This is a genomic window from Plantactinospora endophytica (assembly GCF_016862915.1).
Classification (GTDB): Bacteria; Actinomycetota; Actinomycetes; order Mycobacteriales; family Micromonosporaceae; genus Plantactinospora; species Plantactinospora endophytica.
Genome location: NZ_BONW01000002.1, coordinates 320,472 through 346,041 on the forward strand (window position 1 = coordinate 320,472; position 25,570 = coordinate 346,041).

Sequence of the window (25,570 nt, forward strand, 5' to 3'; positions counted from 1 at the left end):
GGACGACATGACGACGGTGTTCGGCCACGGCCGGCTCCGGCTCTATCTGCTCAAGCTGCTCGACGACGGGCCGAGACACGGCTACGAGCTGATCCGGCTGCTGGAGGAGCGCTTCCTCGGCCTGTACGCGCCGAGTGCCGGCACCATCTATCCGCGCCTCGCCCGGCTGGAGGCCGAGGGGCTGGTCACGCACGACGCCGTCGGCGGCCGGAAGGTCTACCGGATCACCGAGGCGGGCCGGGCCGAGCTGCGGCAACGGGCGGACGAGGTGGCCAGCCTGGAGTCGGAGATCCGGGACTCGGTCTCGGACCTGGCGAAGCTGGCCGGTGAGATCCGGTCCGAGGTACGCGGTTCCGTGCGCGACCTGAAGCAGGAGCTGCGGGCCGCGGTCCGGCAGACCCGTCGGGGTGACCGGTCCTCCGGTCCGGCCGGAGCCCGTCCGGGGTCGGCGACGGGTGCCGGGGCGGCCGGCGATGGCTGGTCGGCGGGGGTGCGTTTCGGTGAGCAGCCGGCCGACGGCTGGTCGACGGCGGAGGGGGACGATCCGGCCGACGAGTTCGACCGGCAGTTGCTGCTCTTCGTCACCGAGGTACGCGCGCTGGCCCGCAGCGGCCGGTTCACCGAGGCCCAGCTCCGTACGGCGGCCCGGCTGCTGAACGGGGCACTGGACGGCCTGCGCCGACTGCTCCGCTGACGGGCTGCCCCGCTGACGGAGTGCCCCGCTGACGGGCTGCTTCGCAGACGGACTGCCCCGCTGACGGACTGTGCCGGCCGCTGCACCGGCGGGGGCGACGCGGCCGGGGAGACTCCCGGGGCGCGGCTGGCAGGATCGTCGGAAAGCGGCTGGGGAGACCCCTGGGACGCGGCTGAGAAGGCTCTCAGAAAGTTTTCAGGGGATGCTCAGCCGAGCCGCAGCGGGGGCGCGGATGATGGCCGGATGGCAGCGACAACGCAGAGCGAGGCACGGCTCCTGGTCGTGGAGGACGATCCGAACATTCTCGAGCTGCTCTCCGCCAGTCTGCGGTTCGCCGGTTTCGACGTGGCCACCGCCACCAGTGGGAGCGCGGCGGTGAGCGCGGCAAAGGAGCGGCGGCCCGACCTGGTCGTGCTCGACGTCATGCTGCCCGACCTCGACGGCTTCGAGGTGATCCGGCTGCTCCGCGAGGGCGGCACGCGTACGCCGGTGGTCTTCCTCACTGCCCGGGACGCGACCGACGACAAGATCCGGGGGCTGACCCTGGGCGGCGACGACTACGTCACCAAACCGTTCAGCCTGGAGGAGTTGACCGCCCGGATCCGGGCGGTGCTGCGGCGTACGGCCACCGGGGAGCACGCGCCCTCCCGGCTCACCTTCGCCGACCTCGAACTGGACGAGGAGACCCACGAGGTGCACCGGGCCGGTAAGCGGGTGCAGCTCTCGCCGACCGAGTTCAAGCTGCTGCGCTACCTGATGCTCAACGCCAACCGGGTGCTGTCCAAGGCGCAGATCCTGGACCACGTCTGGAACTACGACTTCCGGGGCGACGACAACATCGTGGAGTCCTACATCTCCTACCTGCGGCGCAAGATCGACACCACCCAGCCCCGGCTGATCCACACGCTGCGCGGGGTCGGGTACGTCCTCCGCAAGCCGGCGGCGTGAATGTCGCCCTGCCGCTGAAAGGGCGGCTGCGCGGTACGCCGCTGCGAATCAAGCTGGTCGCCGCCGTACTCGTCCTGGTCGCCGCCGCCCTGGTGGTGATCAGCGTGATGACCGCGTTCTTCCTGCGCAGCTACCTGATCGGCCGGATCGACGGCGAACTGGCGACCTTCGCCCGCGACGCGAACGAGCAGCAGGTCCAACGGCTCTACGACGAACTGCTGGCCGGCCGCAGCGCGTTGCCGACCGACTACCTGATCGTGCGGGCCGACCGGGAGGCCGGCGTCTTCATCCCGCTCTACGACCGGACGGCGCTGAACCAGAACAACCTGCCCGCCGCGCTCGACGATCCGGAATGGTACGAGCGGCACGCCGGCGGCGACTTCTTCACGGTCTCGTCGGCCGACCACCGGTTCCGCTGGCGGATGATGGTCGTGCAGTGGCGCAGCGGCGTCTTCCTGGCCGTCGGGCAACACCTCACCGACGTCGACCTCGCGGTCAAGGAACTGGTCTGGATCGACGTGCTCGTGGGCGGCTCGGTGTTGATCACACTCGCGGCGGCGGGTGCGGCGATCGTGCGTACCAGTCTGAAACCGCTGGTGGAGATCGAGCGGACCACGGCGGCCATCGCCGGCGGTGACCTGTCCAGACGAATACCCGATCCGGAGCCGGGCGAGATCGAGGCGAAGACCGAACTCGGCCGGCTGTCCCGGGCGCTGAACACGATGCTCAGCCAGATCGAGGTGGCGTTCACCGCCAGGGCGGCCTCGGAGTCGGCGGCCCGGGCGGCGGAGGCGAACGCCCGCAGCGCGGCGACGGCGGCCCGTAACGCCGCGCTGGCCGCCCAGGCGTCGGAGTCCCGGGCGCGGCGCTCCGAGGAGCGAATGCGGCAGTTCATCGCCGACGCCTCGCACGAACTGCGTACCCCGCTGACCACCATCCGGGGCTTCGCCGAGCTGTACCGGCAGGGTGCTGTCGGTGCACCCGAGGACACCGCCCGGCTGATCCGGCGGATCGAGGACGAGTCGGCCCGGATGGGCCTGCTCGTCGAGGACCTGCTGCTGCTGGCCCGGCTCGACCGGGAACGGCCGCTCACCCTGGCACCGGTCGAGTTGCCGGTACTCGCCAGCGACGCGGTGCAGGCCGCCAAGGTGGTCGCGCCGGAGCGGCCGATCAGCCTGGAGATCGAGCCGGGTGCCGGTTCGCTCGTGGTCTTCGGCGACGACGCCCGGCTGCGGCAGGTGCTCGGTAACCTGATGACCAACGCCCTCACCCACACTCCGCCGGACGCGGCGGTGACGTTGCGGCTGCGGGTCGAACAGAGCGATGCGGTGATCGAGGTCGCGGACACCGGTCCGGGGCTCTCCCCGGAGCAGGCCGAGCGGGTCTTCGAACGGTTCTACCGGGCGGACGCCGCCCGGACCCGCCAGGCGGGCGGCGGGGTGAGCACCGGACTCGGGCTGGCTATCGTGGCCGCCCTGGTGGCGGGGCATAACGGCAGCGTCGAGGTGGTTGACACCCCGGGCGGTGGTGCCACCTTCCGGGTACGGCTGCCGCGCGCTCCGGAGATCTCCGACGACCCGGAGACGGCCGAATCAATCGACGTAGAGTAATTCTCAGCCAATATCCAGGCGAGCCCAAGGTACGTCGCAGAGCGAGGGGGCAAGGTAAGGGCATGAGCGACTTCGAGACCGACCCGCAGCGGCGGCCGGTGACCGCCGACCGCGAGCTCTCGCACTCCACCGCCGAGCTGCCGCGCGACGACCGCGGGCAGTCCGATCCCGGCGCCTACACCGCCGACGCGGCCACCCCGGCCGCCGGTTCCACCGACACGACGGCCGGCTACGCCGCCACCGACACGACGGCCAGTTTCGCCGCCACCGGCAGCACGCCGGAGCACGCCGCGTCGGGCGAGCGGTCCGAGGCGTCGACCGCCGCACAGCCCGCCTCCGGCCAGCCGTACGGCGCCGGGGCGTACGCGGGTACGACGGCGACGGCCGAGCAGCCGTACAGCGGGGTGCCGGCCTCCGGCCAGCCGTACGCGGGGGCACCCGCGGCGGGTCAGCCGTACGGCGCCACGCCGGCCCTCGGACAGCCGCACGGCGGAAACCCGTACGCCGCCCCCGCCGCCGGCCAGCCCCACCACGCCGGCCCGTACGCCCCCGCACCCGCCTCCGGCCAGCCGTACAGCCTGCCGCCGACCGGCCGGACCGGTGGTCTTCCGACGCCGCCCGGCACCAGCCCGTGGCAGGCGCCGACCGGCGGCCAGCAGGCCCAGCCGTCCTGGGCACCGGGCCACCCCGGCGCCGGAGGGCCGCCCCAGCCGCCACACCTCGGCGGCCCGGTACCGCCGTGGGCCGCGCCCGGCGGCTCGCCCGCACCGGCCTCCGGCCCCGGCCGGGTCGGCAAGGTCCTGGCGATCGGCGTCGCCGCGCTGGCCCTGATGGTCGGCTCCGGCCTCGCCGGTGGGGCCATCGCGACCGCTCTGGACGACGACTCGCCGACGGTGACCAACCGGACCTACTCGGCGGCGCCGGTGATCAACTCGGCCGACCTGCCGAAGATCGCCGCCCAGGCGCAGGACAGCGTGGTGTCGATCAGCACCGGCAGCGCCGAGGGGTCGGGCGTGGTGATGAGCGCCGACGGCTTCGTGCTGACCAACAACCACGTGGTGGCCGGCGCGAACGGCGGCAACGTCAAGGTGTTCTTCGCCGACGGCAAGAACGCCGACGCGAAGGTCATCGGCACCGACCCGAAGACCGACCTGGCGGTGGTGAAGGCCGAGGGACTCTCCGGGCTGACCGCCGCGAAGTTCGGCGACAGCGACGCGATGCAGGTCGGCGACCAGGTCCTGGCGCTGGGCAGCCCGCTCGGCCTCCAGGGTTCGGTGACCGCCGGCATCATCAGCGCCCGGGACCGGACCATCCGGGCCGGCGGCGGCGAGGGCGAGCAGCAGAACCCGTTCGAGCAGCCGCAGCAGCAGGGCGGGGCCACCTCGATCTCCGGCCTGTTGCAGACCGACGCGCCGATCAACCCGGGCAACTCCGGTGGCGCGCTGGTCAACACCAAGGCGGAGGTGATCGGCATCAACACCGCCATCGCCACCTCCGGCCAGGGCAGCGGCAACATCGGCGTCGGCTTCGCCATCCCGAGCAACAAGGCCAGGGCGGTCGCCGAGGCGCTCCAGCGCGGCGAGAAGGTCAGCCACCCGTCGCTCGGCGTCCAGGTCACCCCGGCGGAGAACGGCGGCGCGCTGGTCGGCGGGGTCGTGCCGGACAGCCCGGCCGCCAAGGCCGGCCTCCAGCAGGGCGACATCGTCACCCAGTTCGGCGACAAGAAGATCGGCGACGCCGACGACCTGGTCGGCGCGGTGCAGGCCGGCAAGGTCGGCGACCAGGTGCAGTTGACGTACTCCCGAAACGGAGTCGAAAAGACGGCAACCGTGACGCTCGCCGAAACGTCGTAAGGAAAGAACGCAAGTACGCTTGCGGATGGAACTTCCGCACGGCGGAAGAAAAAAGCCTCCCTCCCCAGAGCGGCGGGCGACGTGACCAAGGGGGTTGGTCAGGTCGCCCGCCGCTCCTCCGTCCGGCCCCGCCGGCTCCTCCCTCCGGCCCCGGCCGTGGCGCGGCGGATCGGAGCGAACCGGAGGTCCCGCTTCACCTGGTCCGGGTGAGCCCGGTTCACCCGGACCGGCGCGAGTATCGGGGTTGGTCTGGCAGGGCCGGATCCGGTGTCGGCCGGAGGTCGACCACGGCGGGGACCCGGGGGAGGAGCGGCGATGAGTACCGCGACCATGGCGCGCAGCGACGCCGACATCCAGCGCGACGTGCTGGCCGAACTGGCCTGGGACGCCCGGGTACGTGCCAGCGAGGTGGGCGTGTCGGTGAAGAGCGGCATCGTGACCTTGACCGGCTGGGTGGACTGCTACGCCAAGAAGTGGGCCGCGGAACGCATCGCACACCGGATCCGGGGCAACCGGGCGGTCGCCAACGACATCGAGGTACGCCTCGCGGGCACCGCCGAACGCACCGACACCGACATCGCCACGGCGGCGGGCCGGGCGCTGGAGTGGGACTCCTTCGTCCCGGTGGAGCGGATCCAGGTGACCGCCGCGAACGGCTGGCTGACGCTGCGCGGCGAGGTCGACCGGGGCTACCAGAAGCGGGCCGCCGAGCGGGCGGTCCGCCGGCTCACCGGGGTACGCGGGGTGACCAACCTGGTCGCCGTACGGCCGACTGGTGACCTGAGCGAGCAGGACATCGAGCGGGACATCCGGGCCGCGCTGGCCCGGCGGGTCGACGTCGAGGCCGACCTGATCGAGATCGACGTCGACGGCGGGACGGTGGTGCTCACCGGCGAGGTGCGGTCCTGGCTGGAGCGGGAGGAGGCGGAACGGGTGGCCTGGGCGGCACCCGGCGTCGGCGACGTCGAGATCCGGCTCGTCCTCGCGACCTGACCGTGCGCGACCTGACCCGTACCCGCCCCGGACGAGTCGCGGGACGCCCGCCGACCGAGGTGCCCGGCCGAGGAGCGTCCACGTCGATCCGCAGCGCCCGTCCGGCGGACCCGGTGCCCATGTCGCCCTGCACGGCGAACGAGCCCGCGACCGCCACGACGCCGACCATCCGACCGTACGGCCCCGACGGGAGGACCCCTTCGTGACTGGTAACCCGTCCGAACGGGCGCAGCCGGACCGTCGGCTGCGTATCGCGATGGTGGTTCCTCCGTGGTACGAACTGCCGCCGCCCGGCTACGGCGGGCTGGAACAGGTCTGTTCGGCCCTGGTCGACGGGCTCGCGGCAAAGGGTCACCAGGTGACCCTCTTCGGCGCGGGTACCGGGACGGGCACCGCCGCGCGGTTCGTCGGTACGGTGCCGGAGTTGCAGCATCACCGGCTCGGCCAGACCCTGCCGGAGTTGGCCCATCTGACCCGGGTCAACCGCATGATCACCCCTGATTCGTTCGACATCGTGCACGACCACACCACCGTCGGGCCGTACGCCGCGGGCCGCTCGGTGCCGACGGTCAGCACCGTGCACGGCAAGCCGACCGGCGAACTGCGCGAGGTGCTCGGCGACGTCGACCCGCAGGTCGGTCTGGTGGCCATCTCGCACACCCAGCGCCGGCTGGCTCCCGAACTGCCCTGGGTCGCCACCGTGCACAACGGAATCTCGACCGCGAACCTGCTGACCAAGTCGGCGCCAGGGTTGGGGCCGGTGCTCTGGCTCGCCCGGTTCAGCGCGGACAAGGGCCCGGACCTGGCCATCGAGGCGTGCCGGGCGGCCGGCCTGCCACTGGTGCTGGCCGGCAAGTGCGACGAACGGTCCGAACGCCGCTATCTGGAGCAGGTGATCGAGCCGATGCTCGGCCCCGACGTCACCGTGCTGCGCAATCCCGACCGGGACGCCACGGTACGGCTGATGCTCGCCGCCCGCTGCCTGATCATGCCGATCCGCTGGGAGGAGCCGTTCGGCATGGTGATGGTGGAGGCGATGGCCACCGGTACCCCGGTGGTGGCGCTGAACCGGGGTGCGGTGCCGGAACTGGTCCGGTCCGGGGAGACCGGGCTGATCTGCGACGACCCGTCCGAGCTGGGACCGGCCCTGCGCGAGGTGGCCCAACTGGACCCGGCCGCCTGCGTGGCGCACGTCCGGCGGGCGTTCTCGGCCGAGCGGATGGCCGACGACTACGAGCGGGTCTACCGGGCGTTCACCGAGCCGGGCCTGGCGCCGCCGGTCCGGCCGGAGTCGGCACCCACCGTCGCCTGGTGACGAGGGCCGCGCGGCCGCCGGCTTGATTTCGGGTACGGCGTCAGCCACGCTCGCTGTCGGGTAGTGGACGCGAGCGCGCCAGGGTGGGATTGACGACTTACTCTGCATGCCGCAGCGGGACGCGGAGGGCAGGGGTCGGTGGCCGTCGTCGAGAGCCGGGTGAGCGTCTGGGAGGCGCTGGCCGGCCGTGCCCCGGGCCGGCCGCTGGGACCCGCCGACGCGGGGCTGTGGACCGCGGTCGTCGAACGGCTGAACCCGGCCCGGGCCCGCCCGGTGCTGCGCCCCGGCATCGAACGCGCCGAACTGGTCTCGGTACGCGGCGTGCCGTACGTGATGCTCCGCTCGCCGGACTCCCGGGGCGACGCCTGCTATCTGCGGCTGTCCCCGGAGGAGTGGCGGCTGGCCGAGCTGATGGACGGTACCCGCACCGTCGCCAGGCTGGTCGCCGAGTTCGCCCGGATCGCCGGCCGGCTGGCCCCGGACCAGGTCACCCGGGTCGTCGCCGACCTGGCCGGCAACCGGATGCTGGCCGAGTTGCCGGTGGACGCGTTCCGTCCGCTGGACCGGGTGCACCGCCGGCCCTGGCCGCTGCGGCTGGGCCGAGGGCTGGTCGCCGCCGCCAAGGGGCAGCGGACGGTGGTGGCCGACATCGACCCGCTGGTCGGCCTCGCCTACCGGGCCGGCGGGAAGCTGCTCTTCACCCGGGTCGCCGCCGGGCTGCTCGGCGTGGTGGCGGTCGCCGGGCTGCTGCTGTTCGGCTGGACCTGGTGGGCCGGTGACCAGTCGCTGTTCCTGACCGACGGCTCGTACGCGGCCGGCGCGGCGGTGCTGGTCGGGTTGAACGTACTCGCGCTGGCCTGCCACGAACTCGGGCACGCGCTCGCCACCAAACACGCCGGACGGCGGGTACCGGCCGCCGGCTTCCTGGTCTACTTCGGCATCCCGTCGGTCTTCGTCGACACCACGGACGTCTGGATGGCCGGCCGCCGGGCCCGGATGCTCACCACGGCCGCCGGTCCGGCCAGCGGACTGATCCTGGCCGGTCTCGCCCAACTCGTCGGGGTGCTCGTGCCGGAGGCGGCGCCGTGGACCTTCAAGCTCGCCTTCGCCTGGTACCTCAACGCGCTGTTCAACCTCAACCCGTTCCTCGCCCTCGACGGCTACTACCTGCTGATGGACTGGTTGGAGATCCCCAACCTGCGTGCCCGTGGCCTGTCGTACGTGCTGGGCCGGCTGCGCCGCCGGCCGCCCCGCTGGGCGCAACTCGACCGCGAGGGCCGGATCGTCGCCCTGTACGGCACCCTGGCGCTGCTCTGGGTGGTCATCGCGGTGAACGTCGGCTGGCGGATCTGGACCGACCGGGTCGCCGGACTGGTACTCGGACTGTGGCGGTCCGGCTGGCCGGCCCGGCTGCTGCTGGTGGCCGTCGTCGCCGGGCTGGCCGCCCCGCTGGTCTACCTCGCCGCCGGCTGGCTGGCCCGGCGGATCCGTCGGATACGCGCCCGCTTGGCGGAGCGGCGACAACGACTTGACCTGCCCCGTCGACTGGACGCGCTGCGCAACTCGCCGCTCGGCCGGCTGCCCGGGGCGACCCTGACCGAGCTGGCCCACCGAGCCCGCTGGGTACGGCCGCGTACCGGTACCCAGTTGGTCTTCGCCGGTGCCGCGCAGTCGACCGTCTTCCTCGTGGTGGACGGCGCGATGGAGGGCCGGCAGCCGGGCGACCCGGGTGGCCTGGTCCGGCAGCGGCTCGGCCCGGGCGGGGTGATCGGGCTGGCCAACGTGCTGACCGGGACACCGGCCACACTGGACTGGCACACCGCCGGGACCGAGCTGCTGGGACTGCCGGCCCCGGTGGTGGTCGCCGGGGTGGGGCCGCTGCCCGGCCCGCCGCCGAGCGAGCGGGCCGAGGCCGAGGCGTTGTTCGCCGAGGCGCCGGCACTGCGCGGGCTCAGCGCCGAGGACCGGATGGGCCTGGTCTCCGGTGCCCTGGTGTCGGCCGTCGCCGCCGGGGACCCGATCGTGCTCGCCGGGCCGAACGACGCGGTGGTGGTGGCGTCCGGCGTGATCGAGCTGCCGGACGGCACGCAACTCCGCCGGGGCACGCTGATCGGCCCGGCCGGCGAGGGCGAGCCGGGCACGGTGGCCACCGCCCGTACCCCGGTCCGGGTCTGGGCCCTGCCGGCCGTCACCGGCCTGCCGCTGCTGTTCGGCACCCCGGGCGCGCCGCCCCCACCGGCCGAGCACGGTACGCCGGGCAGCGCGCCCCGGGCCGGCGTACACCCCGTCGTCGGCTACCCGCCGCTGGCCGCGCCGCCGGGCCCGCCACCACCGAACGCGGACCCGGACGTCGACCGCCGGTTCGAGCGGAAGCTGTGGTGGCTGGTTCTGCTCTTCCTGCTGTTGGCCCTGCTCAGCACGGCGACCAACCTGATCCCCGGCCCGGCCTGGGCGGAGATGCCCAGTGACCGGGCGCTGCTGCACGCCGACTCCGGCCAGGTCGACGCGACCGTGGACGGCCGGAGCGTACGGCTGGCCGAGGGGGAGCGGATCTACGTCTCCGAGGGCGACCAGCTCCGGGTACCGGTGCGGTCCCGCGCCGTGCTGACCTTCCGGGGCGGCGGGACGGCGACGTTCTGTGCCGGTTCCCGGGCCGTGCTCGGTCCACTCTGGAGCGACGGGACTAGGACGGTCACCCCGCACAGCCGGCTGACCCTCGACAGCGGCCGGATGATCGCCGACACCGAGAGCCCGAGTACCGCCTTCGCACCGCTGTCGCTGCTGGTCGACCGGACCGGCGGCGGGATCAGCAACCGGGGCGCGGCACACTACGCGGCCTGGCCCCGGGGCGCCGAGGTCGCCACCGGCGAGGTACGCGTCGCCGGGGTACGCCAGCCGGAACACCGCCGCCCGTTGGCCTGCGGCGGCGGTACGGCACCCGACGGCGGAGCCTCCCCGACCGGTACCCCGGGCGACCCGGAGTCGACCACTCCCGGACTGCCGTCGCCGACGCCCTCGCCGACGCCGTCCCCGACCGCGTCGCCCACCCCCGGGCCGACCCCGACCCTCACTCCCGGCAGCACCCCGACCCGGACCCCGAGTACGCCCCCGGGCACCGTCCCGACCACCGGCCCGCCACCCACTCCGCCGCGCACCACACCCCCACCCACCACGGCCCCGCCGACGACGCCCGCCAACCGCCCACCCGTGATCAGTTGGCAGCGGGACCCGGGCGGGACGCTGAGCCAACAGACCGCTAGCGGCGCGTGCACCGAACACCCGACCACGACCACGGTCGGAGTGAACGTCTCGGACGACCAGGACACCGGCCGAACTCTGGTGGTCACCGTGCACTGGAGCGGCTTCGCCAGCGGGTCGGCCCGGATGTCCCCGGACGGTGCCTACTACGGCACGGTCGGCCCGGTGCCGTTCCCCGGGCAGAACAACGGTGGCGGCACGCTCAAGGTCTGGGTCACCGCGACGGACAGCGAGAAGGCGACGTCCAGCCTCGACGGCAGCCCGATCACGGTGGCCGGCTGTTCGATCGTGACCATCAGGTGAGGAGTTCTTAGTGCTCTGTTGGTTCTGTCCGAAGGCGGCGCGGGGCGGGTGCCGGTTCTGTGGGCGTGGCGTTTGCGAGGACCACGCCCGGTTCGGCCCGTACCTGTTGCAGGTGCACCGGTCGGAGGCGCGGGGCCGGGCCGAGGCGCTCGTCGTCGAGGACGCGCTCCAGTGCGGCACCTGCCGGCCGCGCCCACAGCCGGTACCCATGCCCGAGCTGGACTGACCTCCCGCACCGCGGGACGACCTCGCCACCGGGGGACGGCTGGGCGACGGAGAGTGTTCGGGATGGCGGTCCACGGTTAGCCTGAGAACGGCCGGCGTGCTGAGGAGGCGATCGTGAGCGACTTCGACGACGTACTGGAGCGCCTGGTCACCGATCCGGCGTTCGGGGCCGCGCTCGCGGCGGATCCGGTGAACGCCCTCGCCGGCTACCGCCTCGACGCCGACGAACTGGCCCTGCTCCAGCTCCAGATCGGCGGCGACACCGCCGGCCAGCACGGCGTCGAGACCCGGGCCAACCAGTCGAGCCTGTTCGGCATGTTCGCCCCGCTCGCCGGGCTGGCCGGCGCGCTGCCCGGAGTGGGTGAGGTCACCACCCCCGGGCTCGGCCCGGCTCCGGCCGGTGGCCTGGGTGCCGCCGCGCCCGGCGCGGTGCAGGGGTTCGGTGCGGCGGCCGGTCCCGGCGGGGAGGTGCCGCCGCTGGCCGAGGTACCGGGCTGTGCCGCGCCGGTCGGGCCGGGAGCGTCGGTCGCGCCGGTGGGCGGGCTGACCGGGCTCGGTGACGAGATTGGCCGGGAGATCGGGTCGGCCACCGACAGCGCACTGGCGCAACCGACCGGCGGGCTGGCCGGCGCGCTGGCCGATCCGGACGCCGGGCTCGCCGCCGCGCTGGCGAACGCCGAGACCGGATTCGGGTCGGCGCCCGGGACCGCACCGGCGGCCGAGGTGGGCTTCGGACCGGCTCCCGAGGTGGGCTTCGGACCGGCCGAACCGCCACCCGGTGACGCCGAGCCGGCCGTACCCGATGGGTATCGGACCAGGGTCGACGCCGACGGTGACGGCGACTGGGACCGGCACACGCTCCAGGGCCGGGCCGACGGTGGCGTGGACATCCTGGTCGACCACGACCGGGACGGCCGTACCGACTTCGTCGGGCACGACCTGGACGCCGACGGGCTGGTCGACATCAGCGAGTACGACAAGAACCGCGACGGCTTCTTCGAGAAGCGGATGTACGACGACGACGGCGACGGCTGGATGGACCGGACGGTACGGGCCGAACCACCGCCGGCCGACACCACGTACTGACCCGCGCCGGCTGCGGCGATCGGCAGCGGCGGGTTGGCCCGGTCCGATCCGGTGTCCGAGGTGGAATCCGGTCCGGCGTTCGGGGTGGAATCCGATCCGGTGTCCGAGGTGGGATCCGGTCCGGTGTGCGAGGTGGAATCCGGACCGGGGTGCTCGCCAGAGTCGGGACAGCACGCCGCGCGGCGCCGTGGCATTATGCCGTCCGACGCACCGTGCTCCGCCGTCCGGCGCATCGGGTCCGGCCGTCCGGCGCACCGCGCGTGGCCGTCCGGCGCACCAGGACTGGCGCGCGTCCCGCTGACCCCTGACGATGGCGACAGGAGGTGGTCGCCGTGGTCAGCATCGCCACCGACCGGCTGACGAAGGTGTTTCCCGACGGCACCGTCGCGGTGGACGACGTGAGCATCGAGGTCAGTTCGGGGGAGTTCGTCACCCTGCTCGGTCCGACCGGCTGCGGCAAGTCGACGATCCTGCGGCTGGTGGCCGGGCTGGAGGAGCCGACCAGCGGGGAAGTGCTGATCGACGGCGAACCCGTCACCGGCGGGGCCGGCCCCACCCGGCAACTGTCGATGGTGTTCCAGGACTACGCGCTCTATCCACATCTGACGGTCGCCGAGAACATCCGCTTCCCACTGAGTCTCGGCCCGGACTCGCCGACCGAGATGTCCGCCCGGGTCGGCGAGATCGCCGACCAGCTCGGCATCACCGGGCTGCTCGACCGCAAGCCCGGCCAGCTCTCCGGCGGCCAGCGGCAGCGGGTGGCGATGGCGCGGGCCATGGCGGGGGAGTCCCGGGCGTTCCTGCTCGACGAACCACTGTCCAACGTGGACGCCGGGCTCCGCGCCGAGCTGCGTACCGAGGTGGCCGCCCTTGCCCGCAGGCTGGCGATGACCACCCTCTACGTGACGCACGACCAGGTCGAGGCGATGACCATGGCCGATCGGGTCGCGGTGCTGCGCCGGGGGCGGCTCCAGCAGATCGGGCCGCCAGGCGAGGTGTACCGGGACCCGCACACCCTCTTCGTCGCGGCCTTCCTGGGTACGCCCCGGGCGAACCTGCTCCAGGCGGCCATCTACGCACCCGACGACCGGGTACTGCTCGACGTCGGTTCGCAACTGATCGAGCTGCCGTCGGACGACCCCCGGGTACGCCCACTGCGCGAACGGCACACCGAGCGGGTCACGCTGGCACTGCGGGCCGACGCGCTGAGCCCGGTGCCGGACCCGCCACCCGGCCCGGTGCCGGTACTGCGCGGCGCGGTGCGTCTGGTCGAGAACCTCGGCCACGAGGCGTTGGTGCACGTGACGACGGGTACCCTGCCGACCTCGTCGGAGCAGGCGAACCTGGAGTACCCGGCCGACGGCCCGCACCTGTCCGAGTTGCTCGCCGACGACCTGCCGAGCGGTCATCCGGTACGGGACCGGCTGTCCCGGATGATCCCGCATCCCCGACCGGAGCAGCCACCGGCGACGGCCCGCACCGAGTACGGCTTCTATCCCGTGTACGACCCGGATCTGCGCAGCGAGCCGCCCACCGCCGGTGAGGTGGTGGTCCGGGTACCCATCTCGGCGCTGCCCCGGGTCGGTGAGTCGATCACGCTCGCGGTCGACCTGGACCAACTGATGCTCTTCGACAACGCGGGTAACCGGATTCGACTCGGCTGACCCGCCCCGCCCCAAACGACCCGGCCCGCGCCGGTCCGGAGGGCATGGCCCCGCATCGGCCAGGACGCGACCCGGCCGGCGCCGTCAGGGCGTGGCCGGGTCGCTCAGGGGGCGCTCAGGAGGGCGTGGCCGGGTCGCTCGGGGGGGCGCTCAGGAGGGCGTGGCCGGGGCGGTTGCCGCCGCGAGCCGGAGCCGGGCCTGCATCAGCGCGAACCCGAGCAGGTTGAGCCCGCGCCAGCGATCCGGGTCGCCGGCCCGGGGATCGTCGGCGGCCAGCCCGATCCCCCAGATCCGGTCGATCGGGCTGGCCTCGACGAGGATCCGGTCGCCGGTGCCGAGCAGGTAGTCCCGGAGGTCGGGGTACCGGCCGAACTTCGCCGCGTTGCCGGCGACGACCAGGTCGAACCGTCGCTCGTCCCACCGGTCCTGGTCGAAGCCGCGTACCCGCTGACCCAGTGCCTTGGCCGCGCCGGGGGTCGGTGCCGCGAGGATCTGGGCCGCCATCGCGGTGTCGCCGAACAACCGGGCCTTTCCGGCCATCATGAAGTGCTCGGCGGTGGCGTACCGGACGTCGTCGACGACGAACGGGGCGGGCCACCACTGGCTGAGGCAACCGGATCCGGGGGCCCCGACCCGCCCCGGCTGGTGCCCCCAGAAGAACAGGTACTTCGGCCGTACGTCGCCGGAGAGCAGCGTACGCAGTTCGTCGACGTTCCTCGGCGGTGTCGTGCTGGTGACCATGGCTGGCAGGGTGTCAGAGGACAGGGTCGGCGTACCACCGGTTTCGGCGGTCGGACGGCGCCCCCGGACCCGATCGACACTACCTCGGTCGGGTCCGGCCGGGGTTCACACCGCGCGGGCCAGCCGGAGCAGGGCGGCGTCGAGCAGTTCCGCGTACTCCGCAGAGATCGAGCCCTCGTCCCGGCGGACCGTGACCTTGTCACGGAGCAGCGACACCTGACCTGCCAGGTCGGACGTCGCGGCGCCCGAGTCGGCCCGGAGATTGCGGAGGTGGTTGCGCAGGTCCACCCCGGCGTGGTCGCGGATGGCGTTCGCCGCCACCCCGTCGTCGACGATCCGGTAAAGCTGGGCCATCACCTCGCTGACCGGCGGCGGGGGAATGTTGGGATTGTCCGCCACGTCCGGCGGCCCGCTCGGCACCACCGTGGCCGGTGGCCCGGCCGTCGCCGCTCCGGTCGCCGGAGTACCGGTCGCGCCCGGTGTCGGCCCGTCCGGTCCGGTGGTACTCGCCCCGGTCGTCGGCCGCGACTCCGGTCCGTCGCCGAGCGCGGAGATGAGCACGACGGCGATGGTGAGCACGACCAGCGCGGCGGTGGCGAACACCAGGACCCGGCCGGGCCGGGGCGGTTCGGTCGCCGGACCGGCGCCCTCGGCCGACGGCGCCGCGCCCCCGGCCGGCACCGCCGGGTTCGTCGGTGGTCGGGTCGCCGTCGCCACCGATACCCGGTCCTCCGCCACCACCCGCGCTCCGGCCGGCACCGCCGGGTCGGCTGTCACCGCCTGGTCGGCTGGCACCATCGGGGTGGTCGGCACCATCGGGTCGGTTGGCAGCGCCGAGTCGGTTGGCAGCGCCGGGTCAGTTGGCAGCGCCGGGTTGTGCGGCACCGTCGGTCCGGTCGGCACCGCCAGGTCCGGCGGCGTCGGCTCGACCGGTGGGTGTGGCTCTGGGCCGCCCACCCGACCGGCGTCCCGGGCCGCCGGCCCGCTCTGCGAAAGCACCAGGTCGGGCTGCGAGACGATCGGACCGCTGTGCGACGGCACCAGGTCGGGGTGCGACGCGGTCGGAACGCTGTGCGGGGGCGTCGGATCGACGTGCGGGGGCGTCGGAGCGGCGTGTGGGGCGGTCGGGGCGGTGTGTGGGGCGGTCGGGGCGGCGAGCAGTGGCGCCGGAGCGGTGTGGCCCAGCACGGCACGTCGCGGATCGGCTGCCAGCAGTTGGTGGCGCAGCAACTCGCCGACCTGCGCGGCGGTCGGCCGCTCGACCGGGTCGCGGGCCAGGCAGCGCAGGCAGACGTCCGCCACCGCCGGCGGCAGCTCGGGTACCCCGTCCAGCGTCGGCTCCGTCCCGGCCTCCAGCGCCCGGGTCAGCTCGTCCCAGGTGTCGGCCGGGAACGGCACCCGCCCGGTCAACGTCTCGTAGAGCAGCACGCCCAGTGAGTACGTGTCGGTGGCCGGCTGTGCCGGAAGCCCGTCCAGCCGTTCCGGCGCCACGTACGCCGGGGTGCCGAACGTCTCGCCGTCCTCGTCCTCGTCCGGGGCGCCGACCTGGGTGGCGATGCCGAAGTCCAGCAACTTTGCGCCGGTCGCGGTCATCATGATGTTGGCCGGCGTGATGTCCCGGTGCACGATGCCCAACCGATGGGCGGCGGCCAGCGCCTCGGCCACCTGGGCGCAGATCTCCACCGCCGTCTGCCACGGCAACGGCCCGGCGGTGAGTTCCGCCTTCAGTTCCTCGCCGGTCAGCAGCTCCATCACCACGAAGGCGGTGATCCCACCGTCCGGTCCGAGCGTCTCGCCGTAGTCGTGCACGGCGGTGACGTGTGGGTGCACGAGTTGCGCGGCGGCCCTGGCCTCCTCCCGGACCATCTCCCGGAACTTGGCGTCGGCGGCGAGGGCCGCGGCGAGCACCTTCACCGCCACCACCCGGTCGAGCACCTCGTCCCGGGCACGCCAGATCACCGACATGCCGCCGGCGCCGATCCGGTCGATAAGCCGATACCTGCGGGCGAGCAGGCCGCCCGCCTGCAACGCTGCCATTGTCGGTCGCACCTGCCCGGGAAGTCGGGGGTCACATCAGGCTGTGTGGGGGTCGTACCAGGCTGCGCGACCGGCCAACTCCTGTCAACGACGGTCCAGCAGCCGGACACACCCGGGTTTTTCACGAAATCCCCGTCGAGAAACACCGCCGGATGACCTCGACCACCGACGGCGGAGATGTCACCTTTCGTCGGGCGGCGTGATCGATGCGCCGAACGGTCACCGCCTCGGGGCCGGCCGAGCGTCGGCGTCGCCTTCGAGCGGGACGCCAACCTCCCGGACTCGGCCCCGGGCACCTCGTGGTTCCGGTCCCGAGCCTGCCGAGCACCGGCCCGGCGGGTCGGAGTGGGCGGCCCGTGCCAGGATGAACAGCATGGTCAGCGGTCCGGTGGCGTTCGTGCTCGGCGGCGGTGGCGTGCTCGGCGCCGTCGAGGTCGGGATGCTTCGGGCGCTGTTCCGGGCCGGCATCCATCCGGACCTGGTACTCGGCACCTCGATCGGGGCGGTGAACGGCGCACTGGTCGCCGCCGACCCGTCCGAGGCGGTCACCGACCGGCTGGTCCGGCTCTGGGCCTCGCCCGAGGCCAGCGAGGTGTACGGCGACTCGATCGCCCGGCAACTGCGTCGCTTCGCCGCCCGGACCCATCTGCACTCGCCGCGCCCGCTGCGCCGGCTGCTGGAGGCGGAACTCGGCGAGAGCACCACCTTCGCCGACCTCAAGGTGCCGTTCCGGTGCTGCGCGGCGAGCATCGAGCGGGCCGCCGAGCACTGGTTCGGCACCGGTCCGCTGGTGCCGGCGGTGCTCGCCTCGGCGTCCGTACCCGGGCTGCTGCCGCCGGCCCGGATCGACGGCGAGCACTACGTCGACGGCGGGATCGTCAACTCGATCCCGATCGGCGAGGCGGTGCAGTCCGGCGCCAAACAGATCTTCGTCCTCCAGGTCGGCCGGATCGAGCGGCCGCTGAGCCCGCCCCGCCGGCCGTGGGAGATCGCCCAGGTGGCCTTCGAGATCGCCCGGCGGCACCGGTTCGCCCGGGAGATGGCGGCGCTGCCGGACGACGTGGACGTACACGTGCTGCCGACCGGAGGGCTGGGGCCCCGCGACGACACGCCGTGGGCGTACCGGGACATGGCGGCGGTGGGCCGGCGGATCAGCCGGGCGTACACGGCGTCCCGGCGCTACCTGACCGAACACCTGGGGCCCGGCTGATGCCGCTGCCACCGAGATGGGTCCGGCGGGTGGTGCTCGCCCCGGGGACGGTGCTGCTCGCCGTACTGGTGGTGACCACGCTTCCGGTGTGGCTGATCCTCGCCGCGGCGGCCTCGCCGCTGGTGCCCGGCTACCTGCGCCCGCTCCGGGTGCTCTGGGTCGGCATCGTCTACCTGGTCTGGGACGCCGCCGCGCTGGTCGCGATGTTCGGGCTCTGGGTCGGCTCCGGCTTCGGCTGGCACAAGCGGTCCCCGGGGTTCCAGCGCGCCCACTACGTACTCGCCGGGTGGTTCCTGACCGTGCTGTTCTGGCAGGCCCGGTGGACTCTCCGGCTGCGGATCGACATCGTCGGCACCGACCCGGACACGGCGCTGCCGGGGCGGCCCGAGCTGGTGCTGTGCCGGCACGCCGGGCCGGGTGACTCGTTCATCCTGATCCACGCGCTGGTCAACTGGTTCAAGCGGGAACCGCGGATCGTGCTCAAGGACACCCTGCAGTGGGACCCGGCCGTCGACGTACTCCTGAACCGGTTGCCCACCCGGTTCATCGCGGCCCGCGACCGCCGGCAGGCCCGCGTCGGTCCGACCGATCGGGCCGGCCCGCCCCGGCAGTCCCTGGCCGAGCAGATCGGCCACCTCGCCGTCAACCTGGACGAGAACGACGCCTTCGTGATCTTCCCCGAGGGCGGAAACTTCACCCCACGGCGGCGGCGCCGCGCCATCGACCTGCTCCGGGCCCGTGGCCTGGAGGACATGGCGGAACGGGCCGAGGCGATGCGACACGTGCTCGCGCCGCAGCCCGGCGGGGTACTCGCCGCGTTGGACGCCGCGCCCGACGCCGGGGTCATCTTCGTCGCGCACACCGGGCTGGACCGGATGCTCACCGTGGCCGACGTGTGGCGAGAGCTGCCGATGGACAAGCGGATCGTGATGCGGTTCTGGTCGGTGCCGCCGGAGGAGGTGCCGAAGGACCGCCAGGAGCGGATCGACTGGCTCTTCGACTGGTGGGCGCGAATAGACGAATGGGTCGATGCGCATCGCGGCGACGACGATCCGGCGTAGGGTGCGCGGCGTGGACCAGATCTGCATCGTGACGACGGTGGTGGACGCGAGGGCCGTCGCCGACGTACTCGCCGCCGCCGCGGTCGCCGGCCGGCTGGCGGCGTGCGCGCAGGTGAGCGGGCCGGTGGACAGCACCTACTGGTGGGAGTCGCGGATGGAGACCACCCGGGAGTGGACGGTCGTGTTCAAGACCGCGCCGGACCGGGTGGAGGCCCTCATCGACCAGGTACGCGCGGCGCACCCGTACGAGGTGCCGGAGGTGCTGGTGACCTGGGTGGAGGGCGGCAACCCGGACTACACGGCCTGGCTGCACGAGCAGACCCGCCCCTGAACCGGGCGGCCCGCCTCCTCCGCTGCTGCCGGCCCCGGCTGCTGCCGTCCTCGGTCGGGGTACCCGCTCCGGGGTAGGTACGCGCACTCTGTGAACCGGGCGGGCGGCGCCGCAACATGACAGCGTGACCGCTTCCGCGAACGCGTACCCCTGCCCGGTGTGCGGGGCCGGTGCCGACCTGGCGACCGGCTGTCCGGGCTGTGGCCGGGCCCCCGACCCGAAGGCCGCCGAGGTGATCCGGCTCGGCGTGGAGATCGCCGAGCTGGGCGGCCGGGTGGCGCAGGCCCGCCAGGCGTACCTCAGTCTCGACGCCGCGCTGTGGCAACTCCGGCAGCGCCGCGACACGCTGGCCGGGCAGGTGCGGTCGGCGGCGTCCGCCGCGACCCGCCCGGCTGCCGTCCCGACCCCGGCCGTGGTAGCGCCCGGCCCGAACCCGGCCGCCGGCATCCGGGCGGTGCCGGCGGATTCCCCGGTACGCCCGGAGGCGTCCACCCGGACCGTGCAGAACGTGCTCTTCGTCCTCGGCGGACTGCTGCTCGGCACGGCGGCGATCGTCTTCGCGGTGGTCGCCTGGGCAACGGTCGGCGTCGCCGGCCGGGCGCTGATCCTCGGCACGCTGACCGGGCTGGCCCTGGCCGCGCCACTGCTCGCCCAGCGGCGGGGGCTGACCGCCACCGCCGAGACCTTCGCGGCGGTCGGTCTGCTGCTGGTGGTGCTCGACGGGTACGCCGGTTGGAGCGTGGACCTGTTCGGCGTGGCCGGCTGGCCCGCAGCCCGGTACGCGGCACTCGTGCTCGGGGTCGGCGCGGTGGTGGCGGGGGGTTACCACCGACTGACCCGACTCGACGCGCCGTGGTTCGCCGGCCTGTTGCTGGCCCAGCCGGTGGTGCCGTTGCTGGCCTACGACGCCGGGTTCGGTGCCGGCGGCTGGGCGTTGGCGCTCGCCGGCCTGGCGGTGCTGGACCTGGTCCTTACCCGGGGGCGGGGTGGCGACGGATCGGCGGACCCGGTCGACGGTGTCCGTCGGTCCGTCGCCTGGGTCGGCTACGCGGTCGCCGGGCTGGCCTCGGCACTCTGCGGCATCCTGGCGCTGGTCACCACCGACGGTCCACTGGCGGTACTCGCCGGTGCGCCGCTGCTGGTGGCCGCCCTGCTACCCGTCGCCGGAGCCCTCCGGCTGCGCAGTACCGCCGCCGGAGCCATCGCGTCCGCCGTCCTCGTCGTGGCGCTCGCGGTGGCGCTGGTCCGGGCGGTCGCCGAGACGCCCTGGCCACTACTCGGCTCGTCCGCCGCAGTCGTCGTACTCCTCGCCGGCCTGGTCACGGTCGCCGCGCGGCGGCTGCCGGCCGGCCTCCGGGTCGGCCCCCGGATCGGCGGCCTGGTCGTGGCCGGGGCGCTGGCGGTACTCACCGGGTCGATGGCGCTGCTGGTCGCGGTCGACGTGACGCTCCGCTCCCAGCCGTCCTGGCGGGCCGACCTCACCCCGCAGGACGGGCCGTTCGACTGGCAGCTTCCGGTGGCGCTGGTGCTGGCCGCCGTGGCGCTCGTACTGCTCACCCGGCGGCGTGACCGCTCGCCGATCCTGCTGGCCGGCGCCGTGCTCACCGTGCTGGCGGTGCCGACCGCGCTGCCGCTGCCCTGGTGGCTGGTTGCCGCCCTGGACCTGGGGCTGGCCGGCGCCCTCGCTCTGGCCGCCTCGTGGCCGGGCCGGCCGTTGCGCTGGGCACTGCCGGCGAGCCTCGCCGCCGTACTGCTGGCCGGGCACGCGCTACTGGTCGGCCTGGCCCGACCGGCCGGTGCCGCCGCCGTCCTCGGCACCCTCGTACTGCTCGGCACGCTTGTCGCCCTGACCACACTCCGCCCCGCCGGACAGTCGCCCTCCCCAGAGCCGTCGCCCCTGCCTCCGTCCGCCGCCCCGGGGCCGGGGCAGGGCATGACGGACGCCTCCGGGCCGGGGCACGGACTTCGGCAGGGCTCGGCGGAGAGGTTCCGGCGAGGGCTCGGCGGTGTCGGGCTCGCCGTCGCCGTACTGGCCACTCCGGGCACCGTCCTACTCGGACTGTTCGCCGCCGACGTACCGCCGTGGTGGCAGGCGCGGGCTGTGCTGGTCACCGCCGTGCTGCTCGCCGTCGGGCTGGTGCCGGTCCGTCGGGCGGTGCCGCACTACCTGCCGTACGCCAACGCGGCGCTGTCGACCGTCGCGCTGGCGGTCGGCCTGGCGCCTGCCCTGCCCGGCGTCGACGAACCAGCCGGCCCGTACGCCGCCGGAGCGCTGCTGCTCAGCCTCGGGGTGTGGCTGACGTCCCGGCGTCGGGTACTGCCGTGGACCGGAGCGGACGATCGTCGGACGGAGTCCGGGGCGGGTGCGGTCGGCGTACCGGCACTGGTCTCCGGGGCGATCCTGCTGCTCCGGGCCGGCGTGGTGGCGGTGCCGGCGGTGCTGGCCGTGCTCCTCACCCCGTACGACTGGATCGGCCGGATCTGGTCGGGCCCGCCCTCCGGAGTCGGGTTGTACCCGTCCGGGCTCGGCATCGATCCGGACGACTGGCGGCTGGACGGCTTCGACACGCTCACCCTGCTGCTGCTCACCATGGCGGCGGCGGTCGCCGGCTGGGCCTGGCGGCGGACCGTCCGTACGGCCGCACTGGTCGCGTCGCCGTTCGCGGTCGGTACGGCGCTGGTCGGGTTGGTGGCCGCCGGAGCCCGCTGGCCGGTCGTGCCGGCGCTGAGCCTGGTCGCCGGGCTGGCCGGCCCACTCGCCGTGGCGTTGCGCCGGAGCGCCGGCCGGCGGGTCTGGCTGGTACCCGTGGGGGTCGCCTTCGCGGCGCCGGGCCTGGCCGGGCTGCTGCCGACCAGGGCCAGCACGCTCGCCGGGTTGGCGGTGGTCGCCGCCGCCGGGCTGACCGTCGGTGCGCTCGGGCGCACCCCGGCGGCCCGGGTCGCGGGCTGGCTGACCGGTGTCGCCGGTGCTGCGGCGCTGGCCGGTACGGCCTCGGTCGCCGCCGACCTGCCGCTGCGGATCACCGCGCTGGTGGTGCTGGGCGTCGCTGCCCTGTCCCTGGCCGGCGGAGCACTCCTGGCCCGTGCAACGGTCCGGGTCGCGGGGACGGCCCCGGTCGGGGAGACGGTTCCGGGTGCGGCTGCGGGTGCGGCTGCGAAGACGGTTTCGGTCGAGGAGACGGTCCGGGCCGGTGGGCGGCCGGCGGGGGCGTCCGGCGTGCGCTGGTCCCGCCGGGCCGAGGCGGTCGCCGTCGAGGTGGCCAGCCACCTGACCGCCGGGATCGCCCTGCTGTTGACGGCCGGCGAGATCCGGTACGCGGCGGCGGTCTGCACGCTCTGGGGCGTGGCACTCGGCCTGCGCGCCCTGCGTCCGGCCGAGCCGGCGGCGCACCGCTGGATCCGGGCCGCCGCAGCCGGTGCCGCCGAACTGGTCGCCGTCTGGCTGCTGCTCGGCTCGGCCCAGGTGGCACTGGTCGAGGCGTACACCCTGCCGGCGGCGGTGCTCGGGCTGCTGGCCGGCTGGCTGGCGCTGCGGGCCTGGCCGGCGCTGAGCAGTTGGCTGGCGTACGGGCCGGGGCTGGGGGCGGCGCTGCTGCCGAGCCTGGTCTCGGTACTGGTGGCCGGCGACCAGCCGTGGCGACGGCTGCTCCTCGGGGCCGCCGCGCTGGTGGCGGTACTCGTCGGCGCCCGGTGGCGACGCCAGGCGCCGGTACTGCTCGGCGGAGCCGTGCTCGCCGTACTGGCGCTGCGGGAAATGGTCGACGTCTGGGACCGGCTGCCCCGGTGGATCTTCCTGGCCGTTGGCGGATTCGCCCTGATCGGCCTCGCCATGACGTACGAGCGTCGGCGGCGCGACCTGCGCCGGCTCCGCTCCGCCGTCGACCGAATGAGCTGACGGCGCCGGAGGGTGAGTTGACGGGTGCCGAGAGATGAGCTGACGGCGGCCGACGGATGAGCTGGCGGGTGTCGGGAGACGAGCTGACGGGCGCCGAGGGATGAGCTGACGGGCGCCGAGGGATGAGCTGACGGGCGCCGGCGAGCGGCCGGATCGGGTGTCTTGGTGGTGCTACCACTACCCCGGATACGGGGGTTTTCGGGTTTACTGAGCGCGAGCATCCTCCGGACACTTGGATCAACGCGTCGCCGACCGGTGTTGCGGCAAAGTAACGTTGGGAGCTTCAACATGGCGGTCCTCGCTGGGGTGGCCGAGCCGGAGGTTCGTCGAGGTAGCGACTACTCAGGGTTATCTCGACAGATCAGCGCGGCCGGCCTGCTGGAACGCCGCACCGGCTGGTACGTGGCCCGGATCGCGCTGACCCTCGGACTCTTCGTCGCCGGCTGGGTCGCCTTCGCCGCGGTCGGCGACTCGTGGTGGCAGGTCGTGGTGGCGGTCTTCCTGGCCGGCGCCACCACCCAGGTCGCCTTCCTCGGCCACGACGCCGGGCACCGGCAGATGTTCCGCAACCGGCGGGCCAGCGACGTGGCCGGGCTGCTCGCCGGCAACCTGGCGATCGGGCTCAGCTACGGCTGGTGGATCGACAAGCACAACCGGCACCACGCCAACCCGAACCACGAGGACGACGACCCGGACGTCGGGGCGGGCGCCCTGGTCTGGACCGACGAGCAGGCGCGGGGTACCCGGGGATTCAGCCGCTGGCTGGCCTGCCGGCAGGCGTACCTGTTCTTCCCGATGCTGCTGCTGGAAGGGCTGGCGCTGCACGTCTCCAGCGTCCGGGCGCTGACCGACGGTACGCCGATCCGGCACCGCCGGGCCGAGGCGATCCTGCTGGTCCTGCACGCGGTCGGCTACCTCGGCGCGCTGTTCACCGTACTCTCGCCGGGGCGGGCGCTGGTCTTCCTTGCCGTCCACCAGGGACTGTGGGGCCTCTACATGGGCTGCTCGTTCGCGCCGAACCACAAGGGCATGCCGGTGGTGACCGCCGAGGACGAACTCGACTTCCTGCGCAAGCAGGTGTTGACCTCCCGCAACGTCCGGGGCGGGGTGGTGGTCGACTTCGCGCTGGGCGGGCTCAACTACCAGATCGAGCACCACCTGTTCCCCAGCATGCCCCGGGTGAACCTCCGTCGGGCCCAGCCGATCGTGGCGCGGTACTGCGAGGAACAGGGCATTCCGTACGAGGAGACCGGGCTGTTCGACTCGTACCGGCAGGCGCTGCGGCACCTGCACTCGGTCGGCGCACCGCTGCGGGCCGAGCGGGCGGCGGGGGGCCGGAGCCGCGCGGCGTAGACCGGAGTTGGTGGGGGGAACCGTGGGGCGGCCTCGGCTGGAGGCCGCCCCACGCGTGCTGTTGCACGCCAATCAGGCGGCTGGCCCGTACCCGGTCAGACGCCTGTTGCGTACCCGGTCAGGCGTCCATCAGGCCGAGCAGTTCGGCCGGCATCTCGACGACCTCCGAGGACTTCGGCGCAGTGATCTCGACCGGCTTGCCGAAGTTGTCGTAGCTGACCTTCATGTCTCCGATCAGCGGCGAGACGGTCTTGGTGTCGGCCGCGATCTCGACCAGCCGGCCCTGGTCGTCGACGGTGGCGGTGAACGGCACCGCGTTCACCTTGTCGCCGAACATCTTCAGCGACTCCGGGTCGGCCGTCGGCGACTTGGTCAGGTCGAGGGTGCCCTTGAAGCCGCGCTCGCCGTCCCGCTCGACGTTGACGATGCCCTTCATCAGGTTGTTCACGCCCATCGGATCGTCCTCGGGCATGATGTCCAGGGTGCTGCCGTCCTTGATCTTCGAGGCGTCGACCCGCATCCACTCCTCGGGCAGCCCCGGCAGGCCGGTGTACTTCACGAACAGGTCGTCGCCGAGCAGGATGATCTTGAAGTCCAGCGACTGCCCCGGGGCGTCCATCTTCATGGCCAGGTTGGCCTTCTTGCCCTTCGGATCCATCGCGCCCTGCGCCGACATCACCGACATCTTGAGGCTGACCGTGAACGTGTCCTCGTTCAGCTTGCGTACCGACGCGGCCAGCGCGTCGGCGGGACTCACCTGCGCTGCCGGCGCGGCGCCGTTCCCACCGCCGGGCTCGGTGCCGGGCCGGGCACAGCCCGTGACGCCGACGCTCAGCGCGGTGACCAGAGCCAGGCCGGTGACCGCCAGCCGTCGAGTCTTCATCTGGTGCTTCCTCCCCGTGACAAAGGCCACGCGCAGTCACCTGCCGTGGCCGGACGCCGGACAGCGTAGCGACCGCCCGCCAGCGGAGCGCACTGATTTCCATCGGCTCC

At 73.7% G+C, this 25,570-nt stretch carries 18 protein-coding genes; 15 read left to right on the forward strand and 3 right to left on the reverse strand.

Annotated features, from left to right (window positions below):
* The first annotated feature begins 7 nt into the window (after positions 1-7).
* The 10 genes from Pen02_RS04360 to Pen02_RS04405 all read left to right on the forward strand — a co-directional run bounded on the left by Pen02_RS04360 (position 8) and on the right by Pen02_RS04405 (position 13,949).
* Entirely contained in the window at positions 8-694 is a 687-nt protein-coding gene (locus tag Pen02_RS04360) for a PadR family transcriptional regulator (protein WP_203864577.1), read from the forward strand.
* A gap of 243 nt (positions 695-937) precedes the next feature.
* A complete protein-coding gene (locus Pen02_RS04365; RefSeq protein ID WP_101369786.1) occupies positions 938-1,642 on the forward strand; it encodes a response regulator transcription factor in 705 nt (234 codons plus the stop codon).
* A complete protein-coding gene (locus Pen02_RS04370; RefSeq protein WP_239140051.1) occupies positions 1,639-3,252 on the forward strand; it encodes a sensor histidine kinase in 1,614 nt (537 codons plus the stop codon). The genes Pen02_RS04365 and Pen02_RS04370 overlap by 4 nt, the downstream gene beginning before the upstream one ends.
* A 62-nt stretch (positions 3,253-3,314) precedes the next feature.
* The gene (locus tag Pen02_RS04375) at positions 3,315-5,105 is read left to right on the forward strand and encodes a trypsin-like peptidase domain-containing protein (RefSeq protein ID WP_203864578.1); all 1,791 of its coding nucleotides are present in this window, start codon (positions 3,315-3,317) and stop codon (positions 5,103-5,105) included.
* A gap of 315 nt (positions 5,106-5,420) precedes the next feature.
* Complete coding sequence (locus Pen02_RS04380) at positions 5,421-6,098, forward strand: BON domain-containing protein (RefSeq protein ID WP_203864579.1); 678 nt, start codon at positions 5,421-5,423, stop codon at positions 6,096-6,098.
* Between the two features lie 256 nt (positions 6,099-6,354).
* Positions 6,355-7,413, forward strand: a complete 1,059-nt coding sequence (locus Pen02_RS04385; protein ID WP_203864752.1) for a glycosyltransferase family 4 protein — start codon at positions 6,355-6,357, stop codon at positions 7,411-7,413.
* Between the two features lie 138 nt (positions 7,414-7,551).
* The gene (locus tag Pen02_RS04390; protein WP_203864580.1) at positions 7,552-10,974 is read left to right on the forward strand and encodes a cyclic nucleotide-binding protein; all 3,423 of its coding nucleotides are present in this window, start codon (positions 7,552-7,554) and stop codon (positions 10,972-10,974) included.
* A 10-nt stretch (positions 10,975-10,984) separates the two neighbouring features.
* Positions 10,985-11,200 carry a hypothetical protein gene (locus Pen02_RS04395; RefSeq protein WP_107257963.1) on the forward strand — a complete coding sequence of 72 codons (216 nt, stop codon included), beginning with the start codon at positions 10,985-10,987 and terminating at the stop codon, positions 11,198-11,200.
* Between the two features lie 113 nt (positions 11,201-11,313).
* Complete coding sequence (locus tag Pen02_RS04400) at positions 11,314-12,285, forward strand: hypothetical protein (RefSeq protein WP_203864581.1); 972 nt, start codon at positions 11,314-11,316, stop codon at positions 12,283-12,285.
* 332 nt (positions 12,286-12,617) lie between these two features.
* Positions 12,618-13,949 carry an ABC transporter ATP-binding protein gene (locus Pen02_RS04405; RefSeq protein WP_203864582.1) on the forward strand — a complete coding sequence of 444 codons (1,332 nt, stop codon included), beginning with the start codon at positions 12,618-12,620 and terminating at the stop codon, positions 13,947-13,949.
* A 150-nt stretch (positions 13,950-14,099) separates the two neighbouring features.
* Here Pen02_RS04405 and ybiA read toward each other — a convergent pair whose 3' ends face one another.
* On the reverse strand, positions 14,100-14,690 hold the full coding sequence (gene ybiA, locus Pen02_RS04410) for a riboflavin biosynthesis intermediates N-glycosidase (protein ID WP_203864583.1): 591 nt from the start codon (positions 14,688-14,690) through the stop codon (positions 14,100-14,102).
* Positions 14,691-14,795: 105 nt separating this feature from the next.
* Positions 14,796-16,727: a serine/threonine-protein kinase gene (locus tag Pen02_RS42440; RefSeq protein ID WP_275413551.1), complete on the reverse strand. Its 1,932-nt coding sequence runs from the start codon at positions 16,725-16,727 to the stop codon at positions 14,796-14,798.
* Positions 16,728-17,100: 373 nt separating this feature from the next.
* On the opposite strand from Pen02_RS42440, the gene Pen02_RS04420 reads away from it, so the two are divergent.
* From Pen02_RS04420 to Pen02_RS04440, 5 genes are all read left to right on the forward strand, one after another.
* On the forward strand, positions 17,101-17,937 hold the full coding sequence (locus tag Pen02_RS04420; protein ID WP_203864584.1) for a patatin-like phospholipase family protein: 837 nt from the start codon (positions 17,101-17,103) through the stop codon (positions 17,935-17,937).
* Positions 17,937-18,998 (forward strand): 1-acyl-sn-glycerol-3-phosphate acyltransferase, encoded by a 1,062-nt coding sequence (locus Pen02_RS04425; RefSeq protein ID WP_203864585.1) that lies wholly within the window; start codon positions 17,937-17,939, stop codon positions 18,996-18,998. The genes Pen02_RS04420 and Pen02_RS04425 overlap by 1 nt, the downstream gene beginning before the upstream one ends.
* Before the next feature lie 10 nt (positions 18,999-19,008).
* Positions 19,009-19,329 (forward strand): divalent-cation tolerance protein CutA, encoded by a 321-nt coding sequence (gene cutA, locus Pen02_RS04430; RefSeq protein ID WP_203864586.1) that lies wholly within the window; start codon positions 19,009-19,011, stop codon positions 19,327-19,329.
* Between the two features lie 124 nt (positions 19,330-19,453).
* Positions 19,454-23,224 (forward strand): SCO7613 C-terminal domain-containing membrane protein, encoded by a 3,771-nt coding sequence (locus Pen02_RS04435; RefSeq protein ID WP_203864587.1) that lies wholly within the window; start codon positions 19,454-19,456, stop codon positions 23,222-23,224.
* 288 nt (positions 23,225-23,512) lie between these two features.
* Entirely contained in the window at positions 23,513-24,577 is a 1,065-nt protein-coding gene (locus Pen02_RS04440; RefSeq protein WP_203864588.1) for a fatty acid desaturase family protein, read from the forward strand.
* 118 nt (positions 24,578-24,695) lie between these two features.
* Here Pen02_RS04440 and Pen02_RS04445 read toward each other — a convergent pair whose 3' ends face one another.
* Positions 24,696-25,460 carry an LppX_LprAFG lipoprotein gene (locus Pen02_RS04445; protein ID WP_203864589.1) on the reverse strand — a complete coding sequence of 255 codons (765 nt, stop codon included), beginning with the start codon at positions 25,458-25,460 and terminating at the stop codon, positions 24,696-24,698.
* Positions 25,461-25,570: the final 110 nt, after the last annotated feature.